Here is a 25,999-nt window from a genome sequence, read left to right as displayed (position 1 = left end):
TTTAGCTATTAGCCTTTTTTTCCTTTCTTGGATTCGTTAATAATACCTCGTCTACCAGGCCATATTCTTTGGCTTCCTGGGCCGTCATCCAGAAATCACGATCGCTGTCTTTGGCAATGGTTTCCACCTCTTTACCGGTATGGTAAGCCGTGATGGAATACAGTTCCTGTTTCAGTTTCTTGATCTCTCTGGCAGTGATCTCGATATCGGTAGCCTGTCCGCCGATAGCTCCACTTGGCTGGTGCATCATGATACGGCTGTGTTTCAGCGCTGTTCTTTTGCCTTTTACACCTGCGCACAGTAAAATCTGACCCATGCTGGCCGCCATACCGGTACAAATGGTCGCTACATCCGGACCAATAAACTGCATGGTATCATAAATACCAAGGCCGGCATATACACTTCCACCGGGGCTGTTGATATACATCTGGATATCGCGTGTTCTGTCGGTACTTTCCAGAAACAGCAACTGTGCAGTAACAATATTCGCTACATAATCATTGATACCCTCTCCCATAAAAATGATCCGGTCCATCATCAAACGGCTGAATACATCCATACTGGCTACATTCAGGGGCCTTTCTTCGATAATATAAGGTGTAAGGTTGGTTACATTATGGTGCTGCTGGTAATTGTACAGGGTGGCACTGCTGATGCCATGGTGCTTTACGGCATACTGCTCAAACTCTTTTCCAAAATTCATATGTTTCGATTTACGCTTTGAAGATAAGTGATTTGCAATTTCACAGGAGAAAACAATGTTCAAATACTGTGCAAAGCTGTTTTTACGACAACAAGTCAGGAGGAAATCTAGGATATCTGATGGCGGATGTCGGATTTGGCATAAAAAAGCCGGATGCTTCAGCATCCGGCCATATTTTAAATCAGACATCCGCCATCAGACATCTTCAAATCTTCTTAGTGGTGGTGATGGTGCAGTTTTTCAGCAAAAGCTTCTGCACTGATGCTTTCTTCTTTGGCAGTTACCTGTGTTTCCAGTAATCCGAAAAGCTTTTCGGTGCTGATGCGGTGGTAGCTATCTTCTACAAACTTCCTGTCCTGCATCATGCGGTTAGCATAATCTTCCACCCACTGCTGGTTATCGCCCAGGGCGCCTAACTGACCGCCCATATAGCTGAATAGTTGTTGTTTAGCGAAGTCACGGATATCGTCCGGTAATACTTCAATTTTATTATCAGTTGCCAGTTTGCTGCTTACCAGTGTCCATTTAAGTTGGTTCACAAAGCTTGGGTATTCATTTTCAGCTTCTTCAGCAGTTTTGGGTTTCTCGCCACCTGTTTGTAGCCAGCGCTTCAGAAAGTTTTCAGGAAACTCCATGCTGGTATGGTCTACCAGATGGTGATAAATCTGATCGTGAATCTGGTTGCGCGACTGCTGTGCATAGTAGTTTTCAATTTCTTTTTTTACTTCTGCACGGAATGCGTCTTCTGTAGTGATTTCGGCATTGGGATAAACAGATGCAAAAAGCTCAGCATTCAGTGCTGCTTTCTCTACCAATCCAACTTTGGTAATCAATAATTTGAAATAACGTTTTCCGTCTTCAGCAGTAAGACCTAAATCAGCAATGATAGCTTCTTTCTCCTTGTCTTCAAATGCTTTCTCCAGTTGTAATACAACAGTATCGTTGTTTTTCTTGCCGATCAGTTTTTTGCGGAATTTCTCTTCAAAATATTTAACCAGTAAAGAATTGTCTTTTTTGATGCCGCCTTCTACTTCATTACCCTCTTTATCGCTTTCAATGAAGGTAACATTCAGTACATTGTCATCTCCTGTTACTTCTTCTGGCTCTGTCATTTTACCATTGCGTACCTGTAATCTCTCGATTTCCTGGTTTACCATTTCATCGGTAACGTCGATTACATAACGGGTTACTTTGATTTTTTTGGTATCAATATCGAAGCTGGGTTTCAGTCCAATCTCAAATGCGAAGCTAACATCAGCCGGATTATTGATATCCAGTGAGCGTGCATCATTGTCTAAAGGAAGGGGTTGGGCAAAAATATCCAGTTCTTCTTTGGTGAGGTAGGTATTCAGTTCTTTTTCAATGGTGCGCAACACTTCATCTGTAAAAACACTCTGACCATACATTTTCTTAACCAGTCCGGCCGGAACCATGCCTTTTCTAAAGCCAGGAATATTCGCAGTTTTGGCGTATTTCTTCAGACTCTGCTCAAAACCCGGAAAATAATCTTCCTTATTGAGGGTAACAGTCAATTTGTCGGTCAGTAATCCAATGTTTTCTCTGGTAACGGTGGCCATGATATATTTTTTATTGATATTTTATCTGTTCATCCTCAAGCCTTATCTTGGGAAAGGCAAAGGATTTTTTTGTAAATGGGCAGCAAAGGTAGGAGTTTAGTGCATAAAATCAGTTGTTAAAACACAAATAAGCCACCATGGTGAACGCTTTTATCTTTTTATTACTGGCATTGCTGAGTGAAATCGTGGGAACGGTGGGGGGCTTTGGTTCCTCTGTGTTTTTTGTACCCCTGGCAGGTTTTTTCTTCGATTTTAAGACGGTGCTGGGGTTAACGGGTCTGCTTCATGTGTTCAGCAATATTGCCAAACTGGTGCTTTTCAGACAACATATACAATGGTCGCTGATCTGGAAAATAGGGGTTCCCAGCGTGTTACTGGTCATTGCGGGGGCCTGGTTAAGCAACCATGTACAGTTTCAGTATGCTGAAATGCTGCTGGGTTTGTTTTGTATGTTTTTTGCTGTGCTATTTTGGTATAAAACCGATTTGAAATTAAAACCTACCAATAGCAATGCAGTTACCGGGGGAGGGGTTGCCGGTTTTCTTGCCGGCTTTATCGGAACCGGAGGGGCCATCAGGGCGGTTATCCTGACTTCCTTCGGACTGGAAAAGAATATTTTTATTGCAACATCCGCTGCTATTGATTTTGGTGTTGACCTGAGCCGTTCAGTTATTTATGTGGGGCAGGGATATGTACAGGGTAATTTCTGGTGGTACCTGCCGGGTCTTATCGTAATTGCTTTTGTAGGGTCATATATAGGCAAGAAATTATTAAACAGTGTTTCGCCGGAACAGTTCCGAAAAGTTGTCCTGATTTTTATTCTCCTCACCGGATTGGTTATGACTGGTAAAAGCCTTTTACGCTTGTTTTGAAAAGGGGTTATTCACAGCGGCTATTTTTTTAACTTGTTGATTTTCAATTTATTTTTCATGGGTGTGTATTTTTCTACGAATTTTTGGTGTATTCAATGTTGACAAATACCGGATCTGGAAAGCAGCAAAAAATATCTCTTGAAGTATCTTTCATATATGGATAACACGTATCAAACCTTACAAACCCTGTACAGGATCGTAAGAGAAGAAACCCATCCTGAACAATACCTATGTACCCCGAGAGAAATGGTACTGCATTCTACATTTGGATGGGATCTCATCCACAAGCATCTTATTTCACTGGCCGAAGAAGGGCTGGTAATCTTACAGCAACTCGATACGCCCCATTGTTATATTACACCGGAAGGCATTGAACTAGTCAGGTCTGCTATACCTGAAGAAACAGAAAAAGCGGGTGTTGGACTCGTATTGAATGAAAAACTGGTGTAATCCATTGCTCCATCCTGTTTTACCGGCTTATATTTAATAAGTATGGTAATCATTCTTTCATCGTTGCCATATAGCTTGGTAGCCTGATGTTCCGGTACCATCAGTTAATAAGTAATACATTTGAGAAAAGCTTCTATGGCTAAGCCGATTCCTACCATCAAAGAAATTGCCAGGAAGCTCAATGTATCTGCCTCAACCGTATCAAGAGCCCTTCACGATCATCCGAGAATCGGGCTAAAAACAAAGGAGCGGGTTAAAAAACTGGCTGGAGAACTGGGTTATGAGCCCAATAGTCAGGCCATTTTTTTTAAACAACAAAAGACTTTTGTCATCGGGGTAATCCTTCCTTCCATCAGAGAAGAGTTTTTTTCACAGGCGATCAGTGGTATTGAAGCCGTTACCACCCAATCGGATTATACCATCTTATTTGCTCAGAGTTACGATGATTATAAGAGGGAAGTAATTGTGGCAGAAACCATGAAAAGACAAAGAGTGGATGGACTGATCATTTCTTTATCCAAGGAAACTACGAAACTGCAGCACCTGGAAGCTTTTAAAGAAATGAATATACCCGTTGTGTATTTCGACAGGGTTCCGGCGGGTGATGCATGCCATAAGGTTTCCTGTAACATGAAAACAGGAACGGTAGAAATGATTCACTGGCTTTTTTCGGAAGGGCTTAAACGGATTGCGATTATCAATGGCCCAAAGGCACTTTTTGCCAGTAAAGAAAGACTCGCCGGTTATATGGAAGGCATGCAACAGCATAAGCTCAAAGTAGACATGCAACTGGTAGAAGAAACAGATTTTTCAGAAGACAGTACTTATAAGGCGGTATCCAATCTCTTATCCTTAAAAAAACTTCCGCAGGCGATTATTTCTTTTAATGATTATGTACATATGGATGCAGTAAAAGCAGCGTTGAAGAAAAAAGTAAAAGTGAACAGGGATCTGCTGTTTGTAAGTTATTCCAATTTAAATATTACCGGCTATACCTCATATCCACCTGCAGCCTCTATTGAACAGTACCCTTATGAACAGGGTAAAATGGCTGCAGAGATTTTGTTTCAGCTGTTGAACAATAAACAAAATACCGATCAGTCATATATCAGACAACAGCTCATTCCAAAACTCGTACTGCACTGATATTTTGCGCTAACGTTTGCGCATATTTTTATTAAGTTCAAGTATTAACTTGTTCCATTAAAGACAACCAACCATATGATTGTCTGATTACAGCTGTTTTAAAAAATAAAACCAACACATGAACCGCAAAACATTTATCACTTCTTCAGGAATGGCGGCTGCGGCTATTGCCATGGCTCCGGTAAATCATATACTGGCTGCTGCCAACAAGGATAAGATACGCATGGCTATTATTGGTGTAGGACTGAGGGGACAGAATCATCTCGACCTTTTATTGCGCCGCAGCGATGTGGAACTGGTGGCCATCTGTGATATTGATGACCGAATGCTTGCCAGTGCCAAAAAGATGATTGAAAAATCGCAGAAAAAAATGCCGGAGATTTTTACCGGTAATCCGTATGCCTGGAAAACCATGCTGGAGAAAACAAAACTGGATGCCATACTGATTGCTACACCCTGGGAGTGGCACAAAGAAATGATCATTACTTCGCTGGATACAGGTATTAAATATGTAGGTACTGAAGTAATGATTGGTATAACGCTGGAAGATCATTGGGATGTGGTAAAAGCCACCGAGCGAAACAAAGCCCATGTAATGATGCTGGAAAATGTTTGTTACCGGAGAGATGTGATGGCAGTGCTGAATATGGTCAGGCAGGGATTATTCGGAGAGCTGATTCATTTACAGGGTGGCTATCAGCATGATTTGCGCGAAGTGAAATTTAACAACGGTATCGATGCTTATGGGAAAGGCTGTGAGTTTGGAGATAAAGGATGGACAGAAGCCAGGTGGCGCACACATCATAGTGTGTACAGAAATGGCGACCTCTATCCAACACATGGTATCGGACCGATTGCACACTATATCAATATCAATCGAGGTAACCGTTTTGTGAGTCTGAATTCATTTGCGTCCAAGGCAAGAGGGCTGCATAAATACATAGTAGAACATTGCGGAAAGGACCATCCCAATGCCAATATTGAATTTAAACTGGGGGATGTGGTTACCACTACACTCCAGTGTGCCAATGGAGAAACCATATTGCTGCAGCATGATACCAACCTGCCAAGGCCTTATTCACTTGGTTTCAGGGTGCAGGGTACAGAAGGTATATGGATGGATGTAAACAAGAGCATTTATATTGAAAAGAAAGCAGCCAAAGCACATCAGTGGGACACGGCAAAAGAATGGCTTGATAAATACGATCATCCTTTATGGGCAAGATGGAGCAAAGAAGCAGAAGGCTCTGGCCATGGTGGTATGGATTTTTATGTAGTACATGCTTTTATCGAATCTGTAAAGCGTAATGTAGCTACACCAATGGATGTATATGATGCAGCTGCATGGAGTGCCATTACACCTTTAAGTGAACAATCGATTGCCAATGGCAATGCTACCATTGCTTTCCCTGATTTCAGCGGTGGACAATGGATGTATCGTAAACCTGTATTTGCATTTACAGATGAGTACTAAGATCAAGGAAATGTCTCAGTCATTGTCGATACCGGCTTCAGTGATAAAAGCCTACAGGCAGCTGCAAAATACTGTACGGGTTGAAAAACTGGGTAATGGTCTTATCAATACTACCTGGAAAATTCAATGCGGCGAGGAGGCTTATATTCTGCAGAAAATCAATCATCATGTTTTCAGGGATCCTTATATCATTGAAAATAACCTGAAGCAAATAGCTGCATTTATTCATTCCCATGATGCGGATTATCAGCTACCGCTACCTTTAAAAACCCTTTGTGGTGAAGAATTGGTATTTGATACAGCGCATGGTTATTTCAGGCTCTTTCCTTTTTGGGAAGGTTCAGTAACCCATACCGTACTCAAAACTGTTCAACAGGCATTTGAGGCCGCAAGGCTTTTCGGAAAATTTGCAAAAAAACTGAATGGACTGGACCCGAAATTATTGGGTGCCTCTATTCCAGATTTTCATAACCTGAGCCTGCGTTATCATCAGTTTATGAACGCTGTTGATCAGGCTGATCGGAATAGAAAAGAAAGAGCCTCCTTGTTGATTCATTTTCTTCAGGAGCATGCCGGTATTGTAGAAGCTTACGAAAGCTATGTGCATGCCGGTACCATGCAGCTTCGTGTGATGCACCATGATACGAAGATCAGCAATGTGTTATTTGATGATGAGGATCATGGACTCGCTGTGATTGACCTGGATACAGTGATGCCCGGTTATTTTATCAGTGATCTGGGCGATATGATCCGCACCTATACCTGTGCTGTTAATGAGGAAGAGGCTGCGCTGGATAAGATTACGATACGCAAGGATTTTTTTGAGGCCATCATCAAAGGCTACCTGTCTGAAATGAAGGATGTTTTATCAGACGCCGAAAAAAAGCTGCTGGTATTTTCGGGAGAGTTTATGATTTATATGCAGTGTCTGCGTTTTGCTACCGACTATCTGGAAAATGATCGTTATTATGGATCCAGCTATCCCGGACATAACCTGAACAGGGCATTGAACCAGATGAAGCTATTGCAGGAATTGATTCAACAAAAACCTGCTTTTGAAAATAGTATAGCAGGTATTCTTGATAATATCGGCACATAAAAATGACACATCAAATGGGTCTTTCTCGCTAAGTGCTATATATAGTATTAAGAGAGATAATGTTCATTGCCTCTCGCCGATTTTGACAGTTATAATGGCTCTTTACATGCTTGCTGTAGTAAGTTTCTGCCATACGGCCTCCATATAATTTTCTCCGATGGGAATGATATTGGAACCTACCTGCATTTCTTTTTTTGTATAGCGGCTGATATGTGCCCTGCAAACTAAAAAAGAACGATGTACCCTTAAAAACCCATAAGGCAAGAGCAGCGTTTCAGCCTCTTTCATGGTAAGCCTGGTGAGTAGTCTCCCTTCAGCCGTTACCATCAGGACATAATTGGCTTTGCTCTCCACGTATTCAATTTCTGTGATTACCAGTTTTTGCCGACCCTGTTCCGCTTTCACAAAAATATGATCGGGTTTTGCCTGCTTGTTTTCTTTGTGATGATTAGTAATATACTGATCGTAAGCCCTGTCGCATGCCTTCAAGAACCTTGTAAGCGAAAAAGGTTTAAGTAAATAGTCAACCGCATCCAGCTCAAAACCTTCGACGGCATAGCCGGCAAAAGCAGTAGTAAAAATCACCATCGGCGGATCGGAGAGGGTCTTCACTAATTCTATTCCGGTAAAGCCAGCCATTTCTATATCCAGGAAAACCAGGTCAACAGGATTTGTTTGTATATACCTGACAGCTTTTGTGGGATCATTGAAATAACTAACTATATCAATGATCTGCACCTTTTCGGAAAAACTTTTGATGACCTCATGGGCCAACGGCTCATCGTCTACTACAATACATTTAAGCATTGTTCAATGGAACTTGAAGGTTTACAATAAATTCCTCACTACTTTTTTTGATTTCAAGTTTATACCTATCTGCGTATACCATTTTCAAACGTTCAGCCACGTTATTTATGCCAATTCCATGTGTATGGTCCTGTTTATGCAGACTTTCATGAATACTGTTTTTTACTGTGAGAAAAAGCCGGCCATCTTTACCATATAGGTCAATACTGATCCAGGAAGGCTCCATTGAAGATATACCATGTTTGAAAGCATTTTCGACAAAAGGTATCAGTATCATAGGTGGAACCATTCCAGTGATTTTCATTTCTTCGATATTTGTTTTGATGTGGGCAGTTTGTTCTATACTCATTCGTAAAGTCTGCAGATCAATATAGTTCTGAAGATACTCTATCTCTTTCTCTAGTGATATACTATCTTTTTCATTATCAGTCAGCATGAAACGCATCATATCTCCCAGTTTCTGTATTCCCGAAGCTGCATGGTCAGCCCCTTCCTTTAATGCTGTTCCGTATATTCCATTGAGCGCATTGAACAGGAAATGAGGATTAATCTGTGATTTGAGCTGCTGCAGATTGGCTTGGGTTGTTGCCAGTTGCCGGTTAAGTATTCCCAGTTTCAAGAACCTTTCTTTGTTCCGTCGGTATATAAAATAGGCTACAGGCAATGCTATGACGATTACCAGTGCTGTACTCTGCCAGAATGTAACAGTGGACCTACCGGCGAAATAAAATACCCAGGCAGGCACTGAGCATACACCTAAGGAAACCAAAGCGCGCAACCAGATTAGTGGTTCGGCGAATGATTTTTTGATACCCGGAAAGATCCAATATACAAGGGTTATTATCAAGAGTAACGTGGTAAGAAAAGAAGCGGTACGAAAGTTAACGGGATCCTGTTCGGAAAGAGCAAATAAGAAAAGCAATAACATCATAAAGCCAGCCTGGTTGAGTGCATCTATCCAGAACTCTCTTCGTTGTTTTAATTTATAGACTTGGTCTAATATCCAACTACGCAGCGTTAGTATGCCAGTTAACACAAGTACCAGTATAAGCGAACGGTCAAAGCCATCCAGATAATTGTGGATAGGAGGTTCACGGTAGCCAAACAATGCAAGTAGGGCATGACCGTTGTAATTACGCAGGTGAGGTTTAGCAAGCATTGTCAAAACATTTACGCCTATGATCAGGGCAACGCTAACAATTAGTATAGCAGCAATTGATAATGCGATATTTCTTGCTGTACGGTCCGGATCAAAAGACTTACGCATTATTGGAATAACAATAGATCGGAGTACGAGATAGACGCCGAAGAATACCCATACAGTAACTACCCTGACTTCGGTGACCAGTGAAAGAAGCACATGATCGCTTTGTACCACAAATGGAGCGGGACCGATCTCGCTTAGATATTTAAAGGTTTGCACGACGCACAGAACAGTCACAAAAATCAGTTCGTATTGAGGCAATCGTATTTTCATTTCTTTTTTGCTTCTATTTTTTGTGATCCTTTGCTAAAGGTAAGGGAGACAATTTTGCCTGATTCATCGTATCCGAAAATGAAATCCGTATCCAGTTCGTCAGCATAATACACACCAGGCTTCCTCCGATAAAGAATCGTCTTCCCGCGGTCTTTTATTTCCGCTACGAGGTCTCCTTTTTCTATCGAGACTACAATGTCAAATTCAGAGGCCTTAAATATACCGGTATATACCTGTAAGCTATCTGTCTGTTCCGGTACCGTACCGGGAATAAAATAGGGCTTGTTCAGTGTGATCAACAACAGTTTGTCGGTTAGCTTTTGTGCGCTGGTACTTTCTGTATTGGCCAGCACAATGATGCAGATATCTTCTGAAGGAATGCGCAGCATATTGGTGCGATAACCTGCTGCACCACCACTATGATATACCAGGTGTTTATTGTCAAAATCAGACAAAATCCACCCAAGCCCATAATTGGCTTTGATAATAGTATAGGCATCCTGCAGGCTTTCGGGTGATAGTAATTTTCCCGACTGCAAAGCCCTATGAAATAGCAGGAGATCACCTGCCGTACTGTATATTGCACCCGCAGCATAAGCGCTGCGACCTCCATAGACTTCGCTCTCGGTCATTGAGGAATCGAAGATATTCCAGTAGCCCGCGGTTTTATTTACATCTTCCAGTTTGCTAAAATAAAACCCGGAGTGCTTCATTTTAAGCGGCTCGAAGATCATCTTTTCAACTGCCTTTTCGTAAGACATTCCAGTGATTTTTTCAATGATCAGGCCCAGCATCCAGTACCCGGAATTACTATACGACCAGGAACTGCCGGGTGTGAAGTCGAGGGGTTTTGTTTTTATATAATTAATAAAAGAAATACTGTCCGGCTCTCCATGATTACTATCCCTTGTGAATTCATAGAGACCTGAAGTATGCGAGAGCAACTGACGAATGATGATCTTATCTGCAGAAGGGAAATTAAAGTATTTAGACAGGGTGTCATCGAGGTTCAATTGATTTTTTTGTGCCAGCATTAGTACCAGGGTACTCGTAAAAGGCTTAGTGATGGAATAGATCTGGAAAATACTTTCAGTTGATAGTTGTGTTTGCTTTCTTTTGTTCGCTGTACCGTAAGCCTTGTTTAAGAGAACTTTATTGCCTTTCGTAACCAGCACAACACCGTTGAATCTGTTCATTCGGTAATAACTGTTCACCATGCTGTCCATGGCCGCCTGTTTTGTTTGGCTGCTGCTTTGCAGGGCTGCTGCCAGTGTAATAACCATTAGTAACTGCTTCATTTGTTTTCGCTTTTGATGGGAAACAAATCTATTTCACGAGAGACAGGCAACGGAAAATACGTGACAAACCACCTAGTTTCAGGGACGGAAAGTTTATGGTGAATATTGATGCAAAACTGTCATTTGAATAGCCAGTCTTTTAAGTGTGCCAATTGCAGGCTTGGATAAATACAATAGTGTTTGTATTTCTTTGCTACAATACCAACATCCCTCTTTGATACAAAAAAAGGGAAAGAAGTGATAAAATGCCTGATTGTAATATTTGTCATTAATTAGCCTTGAAAACACAAAACCCGCCGAAGCGGGTTTTATAACTGATTCACATTCAGTTGGTGCGGATGATAGGAATCGAACCTACATGGGTCACCCCGCTAGATCCTAAGTCTAGTGCGTCTGCCAGTTTCGCCACATCCGCTAATGGTTTAGATCGGGTGGCAAAAGTAGGGGATTTACACATAAAATTCGCTCCCCGGCTTTCTTTATTTAACAGGTAGTGCCTCAATGATTTTGCCTATGACGGCATCCTGCGAACGGCCATCGATCCAGCGAATAACCGCTACGAGCTCATGTTCAGGATCTACGTAAATAATATTGTTGCCATTACCTACATGTGTAAAGGCGGTTTCAGGGGCACTGGGTAAAAATTTACGCCCTGTATTCAGGAACCAGTTCATATAGCCATAATCTGTTTTGGGTACAGTGGGTGTAAGGGATCTTTGTATCCATACTTCACTCAGTAACTGCTGTCCGTTCCATTTACCCCGGTTCAGGGTGAGCCATCCAAAACGGGCCATATCATAGGCATTGATAAACATACCGCCTCCCCAATGTCCGCCACCACTTACCGATTGTACGGGTTGTCCGTCGAGTACAATCCATGCATTCCGGTAACCGGTCCAGCGCCAGGTATTGGATGCGCCGATGGGGTCCATAATATATTGTTTGAGTACCTGTGGTAAGGGTCTTCTCCATACACTGGTAGCGGCCAGGGCCAGCGCATTCACGCGTACATCATTGTATTCATAAACGGTACCCGGTTTATTGCGGGGTCTGCCAATCCATTTATTGGCATCTGCATCCGGTCTGTCGGCCCATTCGGGTTTACCCCAGAGTGTGCCCTCCCAATCGCTGGTTTGTCTTAACAGATCATCCCATGTAATGGTACGGTTATGTGCTGATGCGAAGGGGAAAAGCATTTGTGGCTCGCCTATATTTTCTGCCGGTCTGTTTACCGGTTGCTGTGGCTGGTACAGCTCAATCGGCGGAACATATTTCGCAACCGTATCTGTAACACTGTTGATCATACCTTTATCAGCAGCAACACCCACAATCGCAGACAAGAAGCTTTTGGTAACACTATGCGTCATATCGCAACGATCCGGTTCGCCCCATTGTGCAACGATATAACCTTTGTAAATGATGATACCCGTAGCTTCACCACGATCGGCAAAAGGACCAATGCCTTCGCCAAAAGGTTCTTTACCAAAAGTGCGGTAATGGTTGATTTCCATACTGCGGGGATTTTTTGATTCACCCGCCTTGGCCAATGCAATGGCATCATTTAGTATACTTTCTTTTATGCCCATGGATGAGGGCATACGCTGTTCCCATTTTCCGGCTGTAGGAAAATAGGTGGTCGTTGTTTTCTGTGCAAATGAAGAACTGCTGGAGACGACGATCAGCAGTATACATACAAAAAAGCTATTTCGCTGTTTCATGAAACTAAATTAGCGAAATAGCTTTGTATCAGTTAAGTAGTAGGTCTTTTAATCCCTCCGCTGACGCTGCTGACCATTATTGCCGGCATACCTTCTGCTGTCGCCGCCTCTGAATGATCTGCGCTGACCATTTCTGTTGCCCTGCTGTTGCTTGGGTGCAGGCTTGAAATTGGTCAGTGAAATATCACTCATAGCATAAGGATGATCCAGCACCTGTGGTACTGAAATGCTGATTAACTTTTGGATATCTTTTAAATAGGCTTTCTCTTCTGCATCGCAAAATGAAATGGCAATACCTGAAGCACCGGCCCTTCCTGTTCTGCCAATACGGTGAACATAGGTTTCCGGAATATTGGGCAGCTCATAGTTAATTACATGCGAGAGTTGTTCCACATCAATGCCCCTTGCGGCAATATCGGTGGCTACCAGTACACGCAGGTTACCCGATTTAAAATCGGTAAGGGCACGCTGGCGCGCATTCTGCGATTTATTACCGTGAATGGCAGCAGCACCAATGCCAGCTTTCTGCAAATCTTTTACTACTTTATCTGCACCATGTTTGGTACGTGTAAAAACCAGTACGGTTTCAATCGCGCTATCCTGTAAAAGATGATTAAGTAAAAGACGTTTGTTTTGTTTCTCTACAAAATAAACCGATTGTTCAATTTTTTCGGCAGTAGAGGAAACAGGTGTTACTTCTACTTTTACAGGCTCTTGTAAGATACTGTTGGCCAGCCCCGCAATTTCAGGCGGCATGGTAGCGGAAAAGAAAAGCGTTTGTCTTTTTGACGGCAGTTTTGCAATAACTTTTTTCACGTCATGAATGAAGCCCATGTCAAGCATGCGATCGGCTTCGTCCAGTACAAATAATTGTAGCTGTTGTAAATTAATATACCCCTGCTGCATGAGATCGAGTAAACGACCTGGTGTGGCAATCAATACATCAACACCTCTTTTCAATGCCTGTGTTTGTGGCAGTTGAGAAACACCGCCAAAAATTACGGCATGTCTGATAGATGTATGACGACCATAGGCCGCAAAACTTTCGTCGATCTGAATGGCCAGTTCTCTGGTGGGGGTAAGTATCAAGGCTTTAATACCCTGTGTGAAATTTTTTTGTTGTGAAAGTAACTGTATCACCGGAATGGCAAATGCTGCTGTTTTTCCTGTTCCTGTCTGGGCACAACCCAATAAATCTTTTCCCGCTAATACTACCGGTATCGATTGTTGCTGAATAGGGGTGGGTGTTGTGTAACCTTCTGTCTGGAGCGCACGTAATATGGGCTCGATCAGATTCAATGAATCAAATGTCAATGGAATAAATTTTTAAATAAAACACAACTGAAATCGCTCAGTTGTTATATAACCTTCCTACGTGGGTGCTTATGCTACCTGTTATAAAGACTGATGAACTTTGTCACGGAAGGAAATCGGTCGTGTGTAGAGAGAGTATATGTATAATGCAAAGCTAAGTAAAAAAATTGAGATGGAGAAAAGTGAGTAGTGAGTAGTCAGTAGTCAGTAGTGAGTAAAGAATACATTTAATTAGATAAGTTAAATCTACTCACTACTCACTACTCACTATTCACCATTCACCATTGCAACTATCTGCTCCAGGTACAACTTATCTGTTTCATCAAATTGATCCAGTTCGCTGGCGTCTACGTCTAATACGCCAAGTAAATCGCCATTTCTGATGATAGGTACCACGATTTCTGATTTGGAAAGACTGCTGCAGGCAATATGTCCGGGAAATTTTTCAACGTCGGGAACGATCAATGTTTTTGCTTCTGCCCAGCTGGTGCCACAAACTCCACGACCTTTACGGATACGTGTGCAGGCAACGGGTCCCTGAAAAGGTCCCAATACCAACTCTTCATTTTTAACCCAGTAAAAACCCACCCAGAACCAGCCGAACTGCTCTTTTAAAGCGGCTGCTATATTGGCAAGGTTGGCCACCAGATCCTTTTCTCCTTCCACTAATGCTTTTATCTGCGGTATCAGTGATTCGTACTGTGTGCGTTTATCACCTTTGATGATGCTTAAGTCTTCTGCCATAACGCAAAGATAAAAAACTTAAGTTTGGTGATGCTTGATACGCATTTACGCATTGAGAAAATTAATGGCCCTTCTGAGCTGAGGGCATTTATTCATTTGCCTGCCAGCATCTATGAAAATATTCCCCGCTGGGTACCACCGCTGTATGTGGATGAGTATCAGTTTCATGATCCTTTAAAAAATCCTGCTTACAAGGACGCTGTTACAGAAAAATGGATAGTATATAGGAAAAATTTAGCTGTTGGAAGAATTATGGGCATCATTCATCATGCCTATAACCGTATACACAAGGAAAAAACAGCCCGCTTTTTTCAGATGGATTGTATCGATGATCCGGCGGTTGCATCGCTGCTCATCAAAACCGTAGAAGCATGGGCCAGGGAACACGGCATGGATAAACTGATTGGTCCATTTGGTTTTTCTGATAAAGACCCGCAAGGCTTTCAGGTTCAAGGACTGGAACATCTTCCTGTGATTGCAACACCATCAAATCCGGCTTATATGCCTGCTTTACTTGCATCGCTTGGCTATGAGAAGTATATCGATTGTGTTTCGTATCGGATTCCCATACCGGAGCAATTACCTGCTTTGTATGAGCGTATATTAGGGAGAATTGGCCGCAATCCAAAACTTCAACTGCTGGAATTCAAGAGCAGAAAAGCGCTCAAACCCTATATCGTACCGGTTTTTCAGTTGATCAACGAAACCTATACACCCTTATTTGGGTTTGTACCTATGTCGGATGCTGAAATACAAAAAATGGCAAAGCAGTACCTGCCGATCCTGAACCCATCTTTTGTAAAAGCGATGATTGATGAGAACGGCAATTTGTTATCCTTTGTAGTAGCTATGCCCGACTTGAGTATGGGCTTACAAAAAGCCAAAGGAAAATTATTTCCATTCGGACTTTTTCATATTTTCTCAGCTATGCGAAAAAGTAAGCAACTCAATCTTTTATTAGGCGCTGTGAAAGAAAAATACAGAGGAAAGGGGCTGGATGTGTATATGGCCATGGCATTGATACAATCAGCTTCTGCGAGAGGAATGACACATATGGACAGCCACCTGATTCTGGAAACGAATACTACCATGCGGGCCGAATGTGAGAAGTTGGGAGGGGAGTTGTATAAACGATTCAGGATTTTTCAAAAACAACTGATTTGATTTTTATCACCGGACTGAAGTCCGGTGCAAGGAACGGGTCTCTGATATTTCAGGAAAGCAATATTCTATTTTCTGAGGTTCGGGTATGCTATGTTTTTGGGATAAGCTATACTTAATTAGGTTTCTTTAACCCAGCACCAGACTTCAGTCCGGTAATAAAATCCCGATTATTTTTTCTTCAGATGAATATTCCCCCATGCCAGTCTCAGCACTTCTTTTGCAAGCTTCGTATTGATCATTTTCAGGTTACAGTGTGTACAGCCTGCTTTGCCCCAGGCGCCAGAAGCGGGATAAAATATTTCACCAGGTAATTGCAGATAAACAGATTGCTGTTCAGGTGTTAATTTCACCATGGCCACCAGTGTTACAGGATGCAGCGTAGCAAAAATCTTTGTATGTTTTCTGAAAGCCTGTTTGTCGAAATGTGGTACTGTATCTGTATCGGCCATGGATAATGCGAGGTCTGCAAATTTTTTGGCCGGTAGCATATTTTTTATTTGATGTATTTACCGATTACGGGCATTTTCTGAAACTCTTTTCTTTCCACCAGTAAAATAAACCAGGCAAAAACGCCTAGGAGTAATAAACCGAAAGCCGTTCCTAACCATAATTGTGGTAGAAAATATACAAAGAGTTGGTGTATCAGGTAAAGAAGGGTAACGATCACCAGATAGGCAATCAGTTTTTTGCTGGCATACGGAATGCGGTAATGTTTCTGGCCGAGTTGATAACTAATGATCATCATAAAAGCATAACATGCAAAAGTTGCCCAGGCACTGCCTGTATATCCGAATAAAGGAATCCACCATATATTCAGCAGTATGGTGATAGCGGCACCAGCCAGCGTGATCCATGCACCTGTGAGCGTTTTGTTAGTGAGCTTGTACCATACGCTCAGGTTATAATAAATACCCAGAAATACACTACCCATGGCCAGTATTGGAACAATCGAAATGCCTTCTCCATAGGCAGCAGCATTAGAGCCGTAAGCAAACCGCATAATTATAGGAAGATTCACCACAATGGCCAGCCACATAAATGCGCAGGCGATCACAAAAAATTTCATCACCCTTGCATAAGTCCGTGGTGCATTTTCTTCTTTTGATTGGTTAAAGAAAAAAGGTTCCGCCCCCATCTTGAACACCTGTATAAAAATGGTGATCAGTACAGCCACTTTGTAATTGGCTCCGAAAATACCCAGTTGATGTAATTCTTCCTTGCGTGGTAAATCCAATACCCTTGTATACACCAACCTGCTCAGCATTTCGTTAATCATTCCACCAAGCCCTACAATAATTAATGGATACGAATATTTCATGACCGTCTTCCAAAGCGCAAAATCGAAGGCAAACCTGAAACCCCGGAACTCTTTAGTAAGTAATAACAATGTAAATATGCTGGCAACCACATTGGCAATGATATAATAACCGATACCTATCAAGGGATTATAAAATGATAACCATATGCTTTCAGGGTTTTCCCGGTATAGTTTTGGGCAGGTGCCAATAAAAAACAATACCAGCAAAACATTGACCACAATACCGGATGCTTTGATAAATGCATACATGCGTGGCCTTCCTTCCTGTCTTAATTTTGCAAAAGGAATAACAGATAGTGTATCGAAAAAAAGTATCCACGCCATCCAACGTATATATTCAGGATGATCTGCAAAATCGATCAAGCCAGCCACAGCCTGTGCCTGCCACAATAAAAAGCCTGTGAAGAGAACCGTAGTGATAATGGTGGACGTTAAAAATGTATTGAACACTTTTGTTTTATCATGATCCTGTATAAACCTGAAATAGCTGGTTTCAAGTCCATAAGTAAACAGAATGTTCAAAAAAGGAATAGCAGCATAAATCTGTGTAATACCAGCAGTACTGCTCGGTTCATACCACCAGAATAACAGGATGTTCAATGCATAGCCCAAAAAACGAACGGCAATGGTGGGCACACCATACCACAAAGTTTGTCCTGCTAATTTCTTAATACTACTCATCGTTAAAAGTGAGTAGTGAGTAATGAGTAGTGAGTAGGAGATTTTACTCACTACTCACTGCTCACTGCTCACTAACGCTACAAACATCGCATTTCTTGGCATTAAATTCAAGAATAGCGGGTAACATTCATTAATTATTATGAATATCTACAGGTGCTGTGGTACTGATGCCTTTGCCGGGCGCGGCAAAAGCGGGGTTACTGAGAAAACTACTGTCGGTTAGTGTATACAGGAAAGCCGTGAGCTGTCCGATTTCAAAATTGGAAAGAGATAGTCTGCTTTTTAATAAACTATCTGTTGTGGGGCTTAGCACCATATTTTTCCTGTAATGTTCCATCACACTCAATACCGAGAAAAAGCGGCCATCATGTCCATAAGGGAAAGTACGCATTACATTACGGAGACTGGGAACACGGAATTTGAGAGAGTCCTTGCTTTCGCCGGTAATTTTCATCCGCCCTAAATCTTTCAGGAAGGGGTCAACCGGAATACCAATGTTCCGGTAACTGAAATCAGTAAAGAAAGGTTCTGTATGGCAACTCACACATTTTTTCTGGAAAATTTCATACCCCAGTTTCTCCGGAAGAATAAAAGTATCCAACCCCATTTTTACTCTGTCGTATTTACTGTTGCTGCTTACCAATGTAAGCAGAAACTGGCTCAGTGCTTTTGTCATCCTTTGGGTATTGATGGCTTCATCCCCAAAAGCAGCTTTAAAAAGCTTTCTGTATTCTTTTTCTTTCTCTAGCTTTTGAATCACATGGGCAAGGCTTTCAGCCATTTCATTTTCCGCAGTAATGGGAGCCAGTGGTTGCAGGTCAAGGTGGTTGATGCCTCCATCCCACATAAATTCTTTCTGCCATGCCAGGTTAAACAAACCAGGCGCATTTCTGGTGGTAAGTGAATTATTAAAACCATGACTCAGGTTATGGTCATAGGTATTAAATGCACCAAACTGCTGGTGGCAGGTACCACAGGAAATAGAACCGTCTTTGCTTAAACGAGTATCATAGAATAATTGCCTGCCCAGTTCGATGCCTTCTTTGGTAAGTGGATTTTCTTTAAAATTATACAAAGGCTGCGGCCATCCTTTCGGAACCTGAAAGCGAATGGGTGTGGGTCTGAAATAATTTCCCATCTGTATCCAGCCGGTACAAAGTATGCCTAAGCAGAGTATGGTTACTATGGTTTTTGGGTACCTCATTCCTTTACACTAATAGAAAACATTTTGCTGTAATTATCTGCTATCCGAACCGCCAGGGTACCAGGGCTATGGCAAACAGGTTCTTTGGCGATGGAAATACCCTCCAACCATTTTTCCGCATCTGCAACAATGGTAACAGAGGTGTGGAATGGAGTGGTTTGCAGCCGGATATTTCTGGCAGTTTGTTGATGCTGACGAAACCCACCGATATGATAGGTAAATTGTTTGCCTGCTATCATTGAGCTGCTGGCTGTCCCCTCCATCTTGGCCATAATATAACCACTGTTCCAGGTCCAGAACATGCCGTTTAACGGATCTAGTGCACCTGTTTGTACGCCCGATACATTACGACTACTGTCAACACCTAATAAAAACTGAATACCTGTATACGATCCCTCAGGAACCGTTATTTGAACAGATGTACTTTTTTCGTCGGCTATATCAATCAGATAGTATTGATTTTCGGGAACAATGGTTTTACCTGCAGTGTTCGTTAATTGTATATGGGAGACATAGTATTTAAAACGATTGATCACCAGGGTGTCTGTTCCATTCAGGTAAAAAGTTTGTTCGGGTATCAACCGTTCTTTTCCAAAACGGTTTTCAAACCAGATGGTAAGCACTTGTTTTTTTTGTGCCGATACCATCATAGTATAGCAGATGAACAGGGATATGAATACAATAGTTTTTTTCACGAATCAGAGATAATCGTTCTTATTGATTTTTCTTCTTTGCTCTTTGTTTCGGGTATGCTTTTTCTTTGACTCCAGTCTCTTTTCTTTCGCTGCTTTGGAAGGTTGGGTAGGTTTACGTATTTTTCTTTTGATAAGAGAAGTAGTGATCAGTTGGGTAATTTTACGGATCACTTCATCTTTATTACCCAGTTGCGATCTTTCAGACTGCGACTTTACCAGTAAATAGCCATCATCTGTAATACGGTTAGACAATCTTTCCAGGATCAGTGCTTTTTCTTCTTCTGTAAAAAATACGGAGTCAGCCACTTTCCAACGGCCCTCCACCATGGTCTCTACTTTGTTCACGTTCTGACCACCTTTGCCACCACTGCGGGCTGTCTGAAACAATATTTCAGTTCTAATATCTATCTTCATTTCAAAATAAAGTTCGTATAAAAAGAGGAATTGAATATGAGAATTGTGATACAAAGAGTGAGTGAAGCAGCAGTACGGGTAGAGGGGAAGGTTACGGGCAGCATCGGTAAAGGGCTGCTGGTATTGGTGGGTATTGAAGACGCAGATACCAGAGAAGATATTGATTGGCTGAGCAATAAAATCACCAATATCCGTCTGTTCGATGATGCTGATGGCGTCATGAACCTATCTGTTAAAGACGTAGGTGGTGGTATTCTGCTGGTTAGTCAGTTTACCCTGCACGCCAGTACCAAAAAAGGAAACCGGCCTTCTTATATCCGCGCTTCAAAGCCCGATATAGCGGTTCCTATGTATGAAAGTATGATTCAGCAGTTATCACAAGATCTGGGTAAGCCTGTTGCAACAGGTATCTTTGGCGCAGATATGAAAGTGAGTTTATTGAATGATGGTCCGGTAACAATTGTGATGGATTCAAAAAATAAGGAATGAGCGATATTGAAACCAGAGAAGATATTGAACAGCTGATGCGTGCCTTTTACGCCAAAGCCATTCCCGATGCCATCATCGGACATTATTTTACCGAAGTTATCCAAATGGATCTTGAAAAGCACCTGCCTGTGATTGTAGATTTTTGGGAAACGGTATTGTTTGGTGTGGCAAGGTATAAATCGAATGCTATCGCGGTTCATCAGCATTTGCATACAAAATCTCCTTTTACAGAACAGCATTTTGAAAGATGGGTAAACCTGTTTCAGTCAACGGTAACAGCATTATTTGAGGGTGATAAAGCGGAACTGGCCAAACAAAGAGCACTATCTATCGCAACGGTAATGAAAATAAAAACCATTCATGGAGCATCGCCCATCAACCTACAAAACAATTAATCATGACTATTGAAGAGGCACAACAACAGGTAGATCAATGGATCAATACCACCGGTGTTCGTTATTTTAATGAATTAACCAATCTGGGTATTCTTATGGAAGAAGTAGGTGAACTCAGCAGGTTGATGGTAAGAACCTATGGAGAGCAATCCTTCAAAGAATCTGATAAAGGGAAGGAGCTGAGTGATGAAATGGCGGATGTGTTATGGGTGTTAATCTGTTTGGCCAATCAAACCGGCGTAAACCTTACAGAATCCCTGCGGAAAAACTTCGAAAAGAAAAACCTGAGAGATGGGAACAGGCACAAGGAGAATGATAAGTTAATTTGAAAATTTGGAAATTTGAAAATGTCATAAGGCCTAACCTTTCGATAACGTTCTGGTTATAATAACCACCATTTTCAAATTTCCAAATTTCCAAATTTTCAAATTGTTTATTTATCAAAAATGCTTTTCTGCTTCGCCATTTTCTCTATCTCAGCAACTGTTCTTGGCGAAGAAGCAGAGAGGTTGCGATGACCATCTTTGGTGATCAGGATATCGTCTTCAATACGAACACCGATATTCCACCATTTTTTATCGCAATTACTTCCCGGTGGGATATAAATACCGGGTTCTACCGTTAAACATACACCTTCCATTAAAGTACGAGGTCCCATATCATGTACGTCAAGACCCAGATGATGTGAAGTGCCGTGAGGGAAGTACTGACGGGCTTCCTGCTCATTAGCAACAATACCCAGTTTAATGAGTCCGCGGTTAATAACACGACGGGCAGCAGCATCTACGGCACCAAAAGGGTTACCGGGCTTGCAGGCCGCAAAGCCTGAATCCTGTGCTTCCAATACCAGTTCATAAATGAGCTTTTGTTCGGGTGTGAATTTGCCGTTTACAGGAATGGTTCTGGTAACATCAGCCGTGTAGCCATGGTATTCTGCAGCACAATCACTCAGTAATAAATCACCATCTTTCATTAAACGGAGATTGGTAACATAATGCAGTACGCAGGAATTTTCAGAAGATCCATTGATGCTGGGATAACCAGGATATTCAGAACCATTTTTCTTGAAATTATATTCCATAATGGCCTGCGCCTGGTATTCAGTCATGCCTGGTTTAACGGCACGCATCACATCATTATGTCCTTCGCAGCTCATAGCAGCCGCTTTTTCAAGTAAACGAATTTCTTCCGGCTGTTTAATGCCACGCAGTGCTGTCATAATTCTGCCGGTAGTGCGTTCACCGACAGGTTTTTTAAGTGCAGTAATCATACTGTCTACAATACCAGCCATACGAGACAGCTGATCACGACTTCCGTATTTAGAAAGAATGTTTTCTCCTTTGTACACGGTGAGAACTGTATCAACAGCACTCAGGTCTAAAGTATTGGCGGTAAACTTATCATTCGTAAATACATTGGCAATTTTATACTTATTCTTAACGCCCTCTACGCCGAGTATCTTACCCGTCCACATTTCCTGTTGTGGGTTGCGGTTCTGTACGAAAATGAATTCAGTGCCTGTAGCTCCTAAAATGGTAACCGGCTTTTTGAAAAGTAAAAGCAGTGAATTGGGTTCTTCAAGTCCGGTGAAATAGTAAAAATTTTTGCTTTGTGCATATTGGTAATCCACATCATTGTTTCTTACCCTTACCTGTGAGGCAAAAAACACCCCTACAGCATTATCGGGCATCATTTCCCTGAAAGCAGCACGGCGGCCGGCATGAAATTCCGGACTAAGGTAATCGTTGGGGTACTCGGTGGTTTGCTGGGCCAGAGAAATGGCAGGCATCAGCAAGCAAAGTAGCCTGAAAGAGATTTTTCTAAGCATGTTGTATTTTTTTGAGCGCATTAAAACTATAGGTTTTCGGCGAGCCCTTCGAAAAAAAATGAGGAAAGGCTAGCAGGGAGGCTGTGAGCTATGAGCTGCAGGCCTTGAGCTTGATGGTGGTTTAAGGGAAATCTGATGATGAATTAAAATAGATAATGAAATTTTACAGCTCAACGCTCATAGCTCGGGGCTCACAGCTTCCCCTAAAATCTCTTACTTTTGCTCCGTTATGAGCATACAACAAGACAATCGTTTCCAGGCTATTATTTCGCATGCCAAAGAGTATGGATTTGTATTTCCCAGTAGTGAAATTTATGATGGGTTAAGTGCGGTATATGATTACGGTCCGTACGGGGCAGAGCTGAAGAAGAATATCCGCGATTACTGGTGGAGAAGCATGACACAGATGCACGACAATATCGTGGGTATCGACGCGGCTATTTTTATGCACCCCACCACCTGGAAAGCAAGCGGTCACGTAGACAATTTCAGTGACCCGATGATCGACAATAAAGACAGTAAAAAAAGATACCGGGTAGATCATTTGCTGGAAGCAAAAGCTGATCAGTTAAGAGAAAACGGCGATGCAGCCGGTGCAGATGCATTGCTGGCATCGATGGATCAGTTGCTGGCAGCAGAAGATTTTGCAGGCCTGAAACAACTGATGAACGACCATAAAATTGTGTGTAGTGTAAGTGGTACGGCTAACTGGACAGATATACGCCAGTTTAACCTCATGTTCTCTACCCAGCTGGGTTCTGTAGCGGAAGATGCGGATACCATTTACCTGAGGCCGGAAACGGCACAGGGTATTTTTGTAAACTTCCTCAATGTGCAGAAAACAGCCAGGATGAAAATACCTTTTGGTATTGCACAAACCGGTAAGGCATTCCGAAATGAGATTGTGGCCCGTCAGTTTATTTTCCGTATGCGTGAGTTTGAACAGATGGAAATGCAGTTTTTTGTACGCCCCGGTACCCAGATGGAATGGTATAACTTCTGGAAAGAAGAGCGGATGAAATGGCATACCAGTCTGGGTATACCCGCAGAAAAATATCGTTACCACGACCACGTAAAACTGGCGCATTATGCAGATGCGGCACTGGATATTGAATATGAATTTCCTTTTGGTTTTAAAGAAGTGGAAGGTATTCATAGCAGAACGGATTTTGACCTGAAGAGTCATCAGGAATACAGTAAGAAAAAGCAACAGTATTTTGATGCTGATATTGATCCGGCAACAGGTAAGCCTTATGGCAATTATATTCCGTATGTAGTAGAAACCTCTATTGGTCTCGATCGTATGTTCCTGCTGGTAATGAGCCATGCTTATGATGAGGAAACCATTACCAAAGAAGATGGTTCAACAGACAGCCGTGTGGTAATGCGTATTCCTGCAAAGATTGCACCCAATAAACTGGCGATTCTTCCCCTGATGAAAAAAGAGGGATTACCTGAAATAGCCAAAGAATTATTGAATGAATGCAAACCGCATTTCAAATGTTTCTACGAAGAAAAAGATGCCATCGGTAAACGTTACCGCCGGCAGGATGCCATCGGCACTCCTTTCTGTGTAACCATCGACCACCAAACCAAAGAAGACGGCACCGTAACCATCCGCCATAGAGACAGCATGGTGCAGGAGCGAGTTGCGATGAAAGAAGTACGGAGAATTGTAATGGAGGCATTGTAAACAGAGGAATAAGGAATAGGAAATAAGGAATAAGAAAGTAATATGAGTAGCGTATTTGTACACCGTATAAATACGCTATTTTTTTGTGGGTATGAGGTTGAAATTTGTATGATAAATCAGTTATATGGAAACCAGATATAAGTTTGATCTTGAAGACAGGTTGATTCAATTTGCAGTTAGTTGTATTCAGGCAGCAGAGAAACTTCCAAGGACATTTGCTGGAAATCATTTGGGAGGACAATTGACCAGAAGTGGATCAGCCCCGGCTTTACATTATGGAGAGGCTCAATCAGCGGAATCACGAACAGACTTCATTCATAAGATGAAAGTCGCACTCAAAGAATTGCGCGAAACAAGAAATTGTCTGGCTATTATAGAAAAATTGAACTGGAAAATTCCAATTAATCTGTCAACACTAAGACAGGAATGTTCAGAACTCGTATTTATATTCCTCAAAAGTATTGACACTGCTAAAAAGAATAATACCCGTAAATCGTCTCATCCCTAATTTCTTATTCCTTATTCCTTATTCCTTATTCCTTATTCCTTATTTCTTATTTCTCTGTTCCCTCACCCATACAGCTCCAGGTGAATATCTTTCTTCTCATATCCCATAGCGATGATGCGTTGTTTGGCTTCGTCGATCATGTTCTTCCATCCGCAGAGGAAAAAATGAACGGGCTTTTTATGGATGCGTAGCAGTTCTTCATACACACCGTGTACATAACCGGTATAAGCGCCTTCCGGTACTGCATCTTCGCGCGAAAAAACCGGATGGTAATAGAAGCCGGGCATGTCTTTTTCCAGTTGTTTTAATTCAGGCCCATATAGACAATCACCATGCTTTCTGCAGCCAAAAATGATATGAATTTCCTGGTGTGGAATTTTATGTTGGTGAATATAGTGCGCCATTGAGCGAAATGGCGCAATGCCTGTGCCGGTGCAGATTAGGAATAAATCTTTTTCTATGATTTCAGGTAAGGTAAAAACACCCTGCGGACCACGAAGTGTAAGTTCTGTACCTACCTGTACTTCTTTGAATAAATAATTGGTGCCTGCACCGTCTTCGAGTAATACGATAACCAGCTCAATAATATTGGTACCATCCGGTGCAGAGGCGATGGAATAACTGCGCCAGCGTTTGTTTTTTTTCTCATGAATAGGAAGGTCAAGTGTTACAAACTGACCAGGCTTAAAATCAAAAGAAGCCAATTCCGGGATCTCGATCCAGAAACGACGTGTAGAATCGGTAGCGTCTTCAATCCTGATGACCTTACCTGTGCGCCATGGTTCAAGCATATGGATGGTTTTACACAATGTAAGGATAATTTGAAAATGAGACAATTTGGAAATTTGGAAATGTGAAGAATGAAACAACTGCGTTGTTTTTAATTACCGTAGATACTCTATCAGATCATCAGCAATATTTTCATTTCCAA

25 protein-coding genes, 1 tRNA gene and 1 pseudogene are annotated in these 25,999 nt (G+C 42.0%); 11 read left to right on the top strand and 16 right to left on the bottom strand.

Annotated elements, in window-relative coordinates:
• Nucleotide 1 precedes the first annotated feature (1 nt).
• Nucleotides 2-703, bottom strand: a complete 702-nt coding sequence (locus BC659_RS04685; RefSeq protein ID WP_133473505.1) for a ClpP family protease — start codon at nucleotides 701-703, stop codon at nucleotides 2-4.
• A gap of 215 nt (nucleotides 704-918) precedes the next feature.
• Nucleotides 919-2,280, bottom strand: a complete 1,362-nt coding sequence (gene tig, locus BC659_RS04680) for a trigger factor (RefSeq protein ID WP_133473504.1) — start codon at nucleotides 2,278-2,280, stop codon at nucleotides 919-921.
• Nucleotides 2,281-2,417: 137 nt separating this feature from the next.
• Here tig and BC659_RS04675 point away from each other — a divergent pair, with 137 nt between their 5' ends.
• The 5 genes from BC659_RS04675 to BC659_RS04655 all read left to right on the top strand — a co-directional run bounded on the left by BC659_RS04675 (nucleotide 2,418) and on the right by BC659_RS04655 (nucleotide 7,321).
• Nucleotides 2,418-3,152: a sulfite exporter TauE/SafE family protein gene (locus tag BC659_RS04675; RefSeq protein ID WP_133473503.1), complete on the top strand. Its 735-nt coding sequence runs from the start codon at nucleotides 2,418-2,420 to the stop codon at nucleotides 3,150-3,152.
• A 156-nt stretch (nucleotides 3,153-3,308) separates the two neighbouring features.
• Entirely contained in the window at nucleotides 3,309-3,602 is a 294-nt protein-coding gene (locus tag BC659_RS04670) for a hypothetical protein (protein ID WP_162847351.1), read from the top strand.
• Between the two features lie 135 nt (nucleotides 3,603-3,737).
• The gene (locus BC659_RS04665; RefSeq protein ID WP_133473501.1) at nucleotides 3,738-4,748 is read left to right on the top strand and encodes a LacI family DNA-binding transcriptional regulator; all 1,011 of its coding nucleotides are present in this window, start codon (nucleotides 3,738-3,740) and stop codon (nucleotides 4,746-4,748) included.
• Nucleotides 4,749-4,866: 118 nt separating this feature from the next.
• Nucleotides 4,867-6,222 carry a Gfo/Idh/MocA family protein gene (locus BC659_RS04660; protein ID WP_133473500.1) on the top strand — a complete coding sequence of 452 codons (1,356 nt, stop codon included), beginning with the start codon at nucleotides 4,867-4,869 and terminating at the stop codon, nucleotides 6,220-6,222.
• Complete coding sequence (locus BC659_RS04655; RefSeq protein WP_246027080.1) at nucleotides 6,212-7,321, top strand: phosphotransferase enzyme family protein; 1,110 nt, start codon at nucleotides 6,212-6,214, stop codon at nucleotides 7,319-7,321. The genes BC659_RS04660 and BC659_RS04655 overlap by 11 nt, the downstream gene beginning before the upstream one ends.
• A 102-nt stretch (nucleotides 7,322-7,423) precedes the next feature.
• Here the strand turns inward: BC659_RS04655 and BC659_RS04650 are convergent, their stop codons facing one another.
• From BC659_RS04650 to BC659_RS04620, 7 genes are all read right to left on the bottom strand, one after another.
• Nucleotides 7,424-8,128, bottom strand: a complete 705-nt coding sequence (locus BC659_RS04650; RefSeq protein ID WP_133473499.1) for a LytR/AlgR family response regulator transcription factor — start codon at nucleotides 8,126-8,128, stop codon at nucleotides 7,424-7,426.
• Nucleotides 8,121-9,605 (bottom strand): sensor histidine kinase, encoded by a 1,485-nt coding sequence (locus BC659_RS04645; protein WP_133473498.1) that lies wholly within the window; start codon nucleotides 9,603-9,605, stop codon nucleotides 8,121-8,123. The genes BC659_RS04650 and BC659_RS04645 overlap by 8 nt, the downstream gene beginning before the upstream one ends.
• Nucleotides 9,602-10,903, bottom strand: coding sequence for a serine hydrolase domain-containing protein (locus BC659_RS04640; RefSeq protein WP_133473497.1), 1,302 nt, complete (start codon nucleotides 10,901-10,903; stop codon nucleotides 9,602-9,604). Before BC659_RS04640 ends, BC659_RS04645 begins: the two co-directional genes overlap by 4 nt.
• Nucleotides 10,904-11,233: 330 nt before the next feature.
• A tRNA-Leu gene (locus BC659_RS04635) sits at nucleotides 11,234-11,318 on the bottom strand.
• 64 nt (nucleotides 11,319-11,382) lie between these two features.
• A complete protein-coding gene (locus BC659_RS04630) occupies nucleotides 11,383-12,621 on the bottom strand; it encodes a serine hydrolase domain-containing protein (RefSeq protein WP_133473496.1) in 1,239 nt (412 codons plus the stop codon).
• Between the two features lie 48 nt (nucleotides 12,622-12,669).
• Nucleotides 12,670-13,935 (bottom strand): DEAD/DEAH box helicase, encoded by a 1,266-nt coding sequence (locus tag BC659_RS04625; protein WP_133473495.1) that lies wholly within the window; start codon nucleotides 13,933-13,935, stop codon nucleotides 12,670-12,672.
• A 267-nt stretch (nucleotides 13,936-14,202) separates the two neighbouring features.
• Nucleotides 14,203-14,679 carry a GAF domain-containing protein gene (locus BC659_RS04620; RefSeq protein ID WP_133473494.1) on the bottom strand — a complete coding sequence of 159 codons (477 nt, stop codon included), beginning with the start codon at nucleotides 14,677-14,679 and terminating at the stop codon, nucleotides 14,203-14,205.
• Nucleotides 14,680-14,706: 27 nt separating this feature from the next.
• Here BC659_RS04620 and BC659_RS04615 point away from each other — a divergent pair, with 27 nt between their 5' ends.
• On the top strand, nucleotides 14,707-15,843 hold the full coding sequence (locus tag BC659_RS04615; RefSeq protein WP_133473493.1) for a hypothetical protein: 1,137 nt from the start codon (nucleotides 14,707-14,709) through the stop codon (nucleotides 15,841-15,843).
• Nucleotides 15,844-16,010: 167 nt separating this feature from the next.
• Here the strand turns inward: BC659_RS04615 and BC659_RS04610 are convergent, their stop codons facing one another.
• From BC659_RS04610 to arfB, 5 genes and pseudogenes are all read right to left on the bottom strand, one after another.
• Nucleotides 16,011-16,331 (bottom strand): MmcQ/YjbR family DNA-binding protein, encoded by a 321-nt coding sequence (locus BC659_RS04610; protein WP_133473492.1) that lies wholly within the window; start codon nucleotides 16,329-16,331, stop codon nucleotides 16,011-16,013.
• A gap of 5 nt (nucleotides 16,332-16,336) precedes the next feature.
• Nucleotides 16,337-17,842 (bottom strand): lipopolysaccharide biosynthesis protein, encoded by a 1,506-nt coding sequence (locus tag BC659_RS04605; RefSeq protein WP_133473491.1) that lies wholly within the window; start codon nucleotides 17,840-17,842, stop codon nucleotides 16,337-16,339.
• A 130-nt stretch (nucleotides 17,843-17,972) separates the two neighbouring features.
• Nucleotides 17,973-19,046, bottom strand: a complete 1,074-nt coding sequence (locus BC659_RS04600) for a cytochrome-c peroxidase (RefSeq protein WP_246027079.1) — start codon at nucleotides 19,044-19,046, stop codon at nucleotides 17,973-17,975.
• The gene (locus BC659_RS04595; RefSeq protein WP_133473490.1) at nucleotides 19,043-19,741 is read right to left on the bottom strand and encodes an MbnP family protein; all 699 of its coding nucleotides are present in this window, start codon (nucleotides 19,739-19,741) and stop codon (nucleotides 19,043-19,045) included. Before BC659_RS04595 ends, BC659_RS04600 begins: the two co-directional genes overlap by 4 nt.
• A 3-nt stretch (nucleotides 19,742-19,744) precedes the next feature.
• Nucleotides 19,745-20,149, bottom strand: a pseudogene (gene arfB, locus BC659_RS04590) (alternative ribosome rescue aminoacyl-tRNA hydrolase ArfB); the annotation flags it as partial.
• Between the two features lie 42 nt (nucleotides 20,150-20,191).
• Here arfB and dtd point away from each other — a divergent pair.
• From dtd to BC659_RS04575, 3 genes are read left to right on the top strand one after another with little or no spacing between them, the layout of a single operon-like run.
• Nucleotides 20,192-20,644: a D-aminoacyl-tRNA deacylase gene (dtd, locus tag BC659_RS04585; protein ID WP_133473488.1), complete on the top strand. Its 453-nt coding sequence runs from the start codon at nucleotides 20,192-20,194 to the stop codon at nucleotides 20,642-20,644.
• A complete protein-coding gene (locus BC659_RS04580) occupies nucleotides 20,641-21,039 on the top strand; it encodes a group III truncated hemoglobin (protein WP_133473487.1) in 399 nt (132 codons plus the stop codon). Before dtd ends, BC659_RS04580 begins: the two co-directional genes overlap by 4 nt.
• A gap of 2 nt (nucleotides 21,040-21,041) precedes the next feature.
• Nucleotides 21,042-21,368, top strand: a complete 327-nt coding sequence (locus BC659_RS04575; protein ID WP_133473486.1) for a nucleotide pyrophosphohydrolase — start codon at nucleotides 21,042-21,044, stop codon at nucleotides 21,366-21,368.
• A 104-nt stretch (nucleotides 21,369-21,472) separates the two neighbouring features.
• Here the strand turns inward: BC659_RS04575 and BC659_RS04570 are convergent, their stop codons facing one another.
• Nucleotides 21,473-22,867, bottom strand: a complete 1,395-nt coding sequence (locus BC659_RS04570) for an aminopeptidase P family protein (protein WP_211340700.1) — start codon at nucleotides 22,865-22,867, stop codon at nucleotides 21,473-21,475.
• A 229-nt stretch (nucleotides 22,868-23,096) separates the two neighbouring features.
• Here BC659_RS04570 and BC659_RS04565 point away from each other — a divergent pair, with 229 nt between their 5' ends.
• Together BC659_RS04565 and BC659_RS04560 are read left to right on the top strand one after the other, a co-directional pair.
• On the top strand, nucleotides 23,097-24,560 hold the full coding sequence (locus BC659_RS04565) for a glycine--tRNA ligase (protein WP_133473485.1): 1,464 nt from the start codon (nucleotides 23,097-23,099) through the stop codon (nucleotides 24,558-24,560).
• 124 nt (nucleotides 24,561-24,684) lie between these two features.
• Nucleotides 24,685-25,068: a four helix bundle protein gene (locus BC659_RS04560; protein WP_133473484.1), complete on the top strand. Its 384-nt coding sequence runs from the start codon at nucleotides 24,685-24,687 to the stop codon at nucleotides 25,066-25,068.
• A 62-nt stretch (nucleotides 25,069-25,130) separates the two neighbouring features.
• Here BC659_RS04560 and BC659_RS04555 read toward each other — a convergent pair whose 3' ends face one another.
• The gene (locus BC659_RS04555) at nucleotides 25,131-25,859 is read right to left on the bottom strand and encodes a ferredoxin--NADP reductase (protein WP_133473483.1); all 729 of its coding nucleotides are present in this window, start codon (nucleotides 25,857-25,859) and stop codon (nucleotides 25,131-25,133) included.
• Nucleotides 25,860-25,999: the final 140 nt, after the last annotated feature.

Source organism: Sediminibacterium goheungense, from assembly GCF_004361915.1.
GTDB classification, from domain to species: domain Bacteria; phylum Bacteroidota; class Bacteroidia; order Chitinophagales; family Chitinophagaceae; genus Sediminibacterium; species Sediminibacterium goheungense.
The sequence above is the reverse complement of the archived record's forward strand: the minus strand, read 5'-3'. Positions and strand labels throughout refer to the sequence as shown.

Coding starts and splice junctions, on each gene's coding strand:
- BC659_RS04685 (WP_133473505.1), bottom strand. CDS start 703: ATGAATTTTGGAAAAGAGTTTGAGCAGTATGCCGTAAAGCACCATGGC.
- BC659_RS04660 (WP_133473500.1), top strand. CDS start 4,867: ATGAACCGCAAAACATTTATCACTTCTTCAGGAATGGCGGCTGCGGCT.
- BC659_RS04610 (WP_133473492.1), bottom strand. CDS start 16,331: ATGCTACCGGCCAAAAAATTTGCAGACCTCGCATTATCCATGGCCGAT.
- BC659_RS04560 (WP_133473484.1), top strand. CDS start 24,685: ATGGAAACCAGATATAAGTTTGATCTTGAAGACAGGTTGATTCAATTT.
- BC659_RS04570 (WP_211340700.1), bottom strand. CDS start 22,867: ATGCTTAGAAAAATCTCTTTCAGGCTACTTTGCTTGCTGATGCCTGCC.
- BC659_RS04575 (WP_133473486.1), top strand. CDS start 21,042: ATGACTATTGAAGAGGCACAACAACAGGTAGATCAATGGATCAATACC.
- BC659_RS04655 (WP_246027080.1), top strand. CDS start 6,212: ATGAGTACTAAGATCAAGGAAATGTCTCAGTCATTGTCGATACCGGCT.
- BC659_RS04645 (WP_133473498.1), bottom strand. CDS start 9,605: ATGAAAATACGATTGCCTCAATACGAACTGATTTTTGTGACTGTTCTG.
- BC659_RS04630 (WP_133473496.1), bottom strand. CDS start 12,621: ATGAAACAGCGAAATAGCTTTTTTGTATGTATACTGCTGATCGTCGTC.
- BC659_RS04580 (WP_133473487.1), top strand. CDS start 20,641: ATGAGCGATATTGAAACCAGAGAAGATATTGAACAGCTGATGCGTGCC.
- BC659_RS04605 (WP_133473491.1), bottom strand. CDS start 17,842: ATGAGTAGTATTAAGAAATTAGCAGGACAAACTTTGTGGTATGGTGTG.
- BC659_RS04675 (WP_133473503.1), top strand. CDS start 2,418: ATGGTGAACGCTTTTATCTTTTTATTACTGGCATTGCTGAGTGAAATC.
- BC659_RS04565 (WP_133473485.1), top strand. CDS start 23,097: ATGAGCATACAACAAGACAATCGTTTCCAGGCTATTATTTCGCATGCC.
- BC659_RS04555 (WP_133473483.1), bottom strand. CDS start 25,859: ATGCTTGAACCATGGCGCACAGGTAAGGTCATCAGGATTGAAGACGCT.
- dtd (WP_133473488.1), top strand. CDS start 20,192: ATGAGAATTGTGATACAAAGAGTGAGTGAAGCAGCAGTACGGGTAGAG.
- BC659_RS04650 (WP_133473499.1), bottom strand. CDS start 8,128: ATGCTTAAATGTATTGTAGTAGACGATGAGCCGTTGGCCCATGAGGTC.
- tig (WP_133473504.1), bottom strand. CDS start 2,280: ATGGCCACCGTTACCAGAGAAAACATTGGATTACTGACCGACAAATTG.
- BC659_RS04600 (WP_246027079.1), bottom strand. CDS start 19,046: ATGAGGTACCCAAAAACCATAGTAACCATACTCTGCTTAGGCATACTT.
- BC659_RS04670 (WP_162847351.1), top strand. CDS start 3,309: ATGGATAACACGTATCAAACCTTACAAACCCTGTACAGGATCGTAAGA.
- BC659_RS04620 (WP_133473494.1), bottom strand. CDS start 14,679: ATGGCAGAAGACTTAAGCATCATCAAAGGTGATAAACGCACACAGTAC.
- BC659_RS04665 (WP_133473501.1), top strand. CDS start 3,738: ATGGCTAAGCCGATTCCTACCATCAAAGAAATTGCCAGGAAGCTCAAT.
- BC659_RS04640 (WP_133473497.1), bottom strand. CDS start 10,903: ATGAAGCAGTTACTAATGGTTATTACACTGGCAGCAGCCCTGCAAAGC.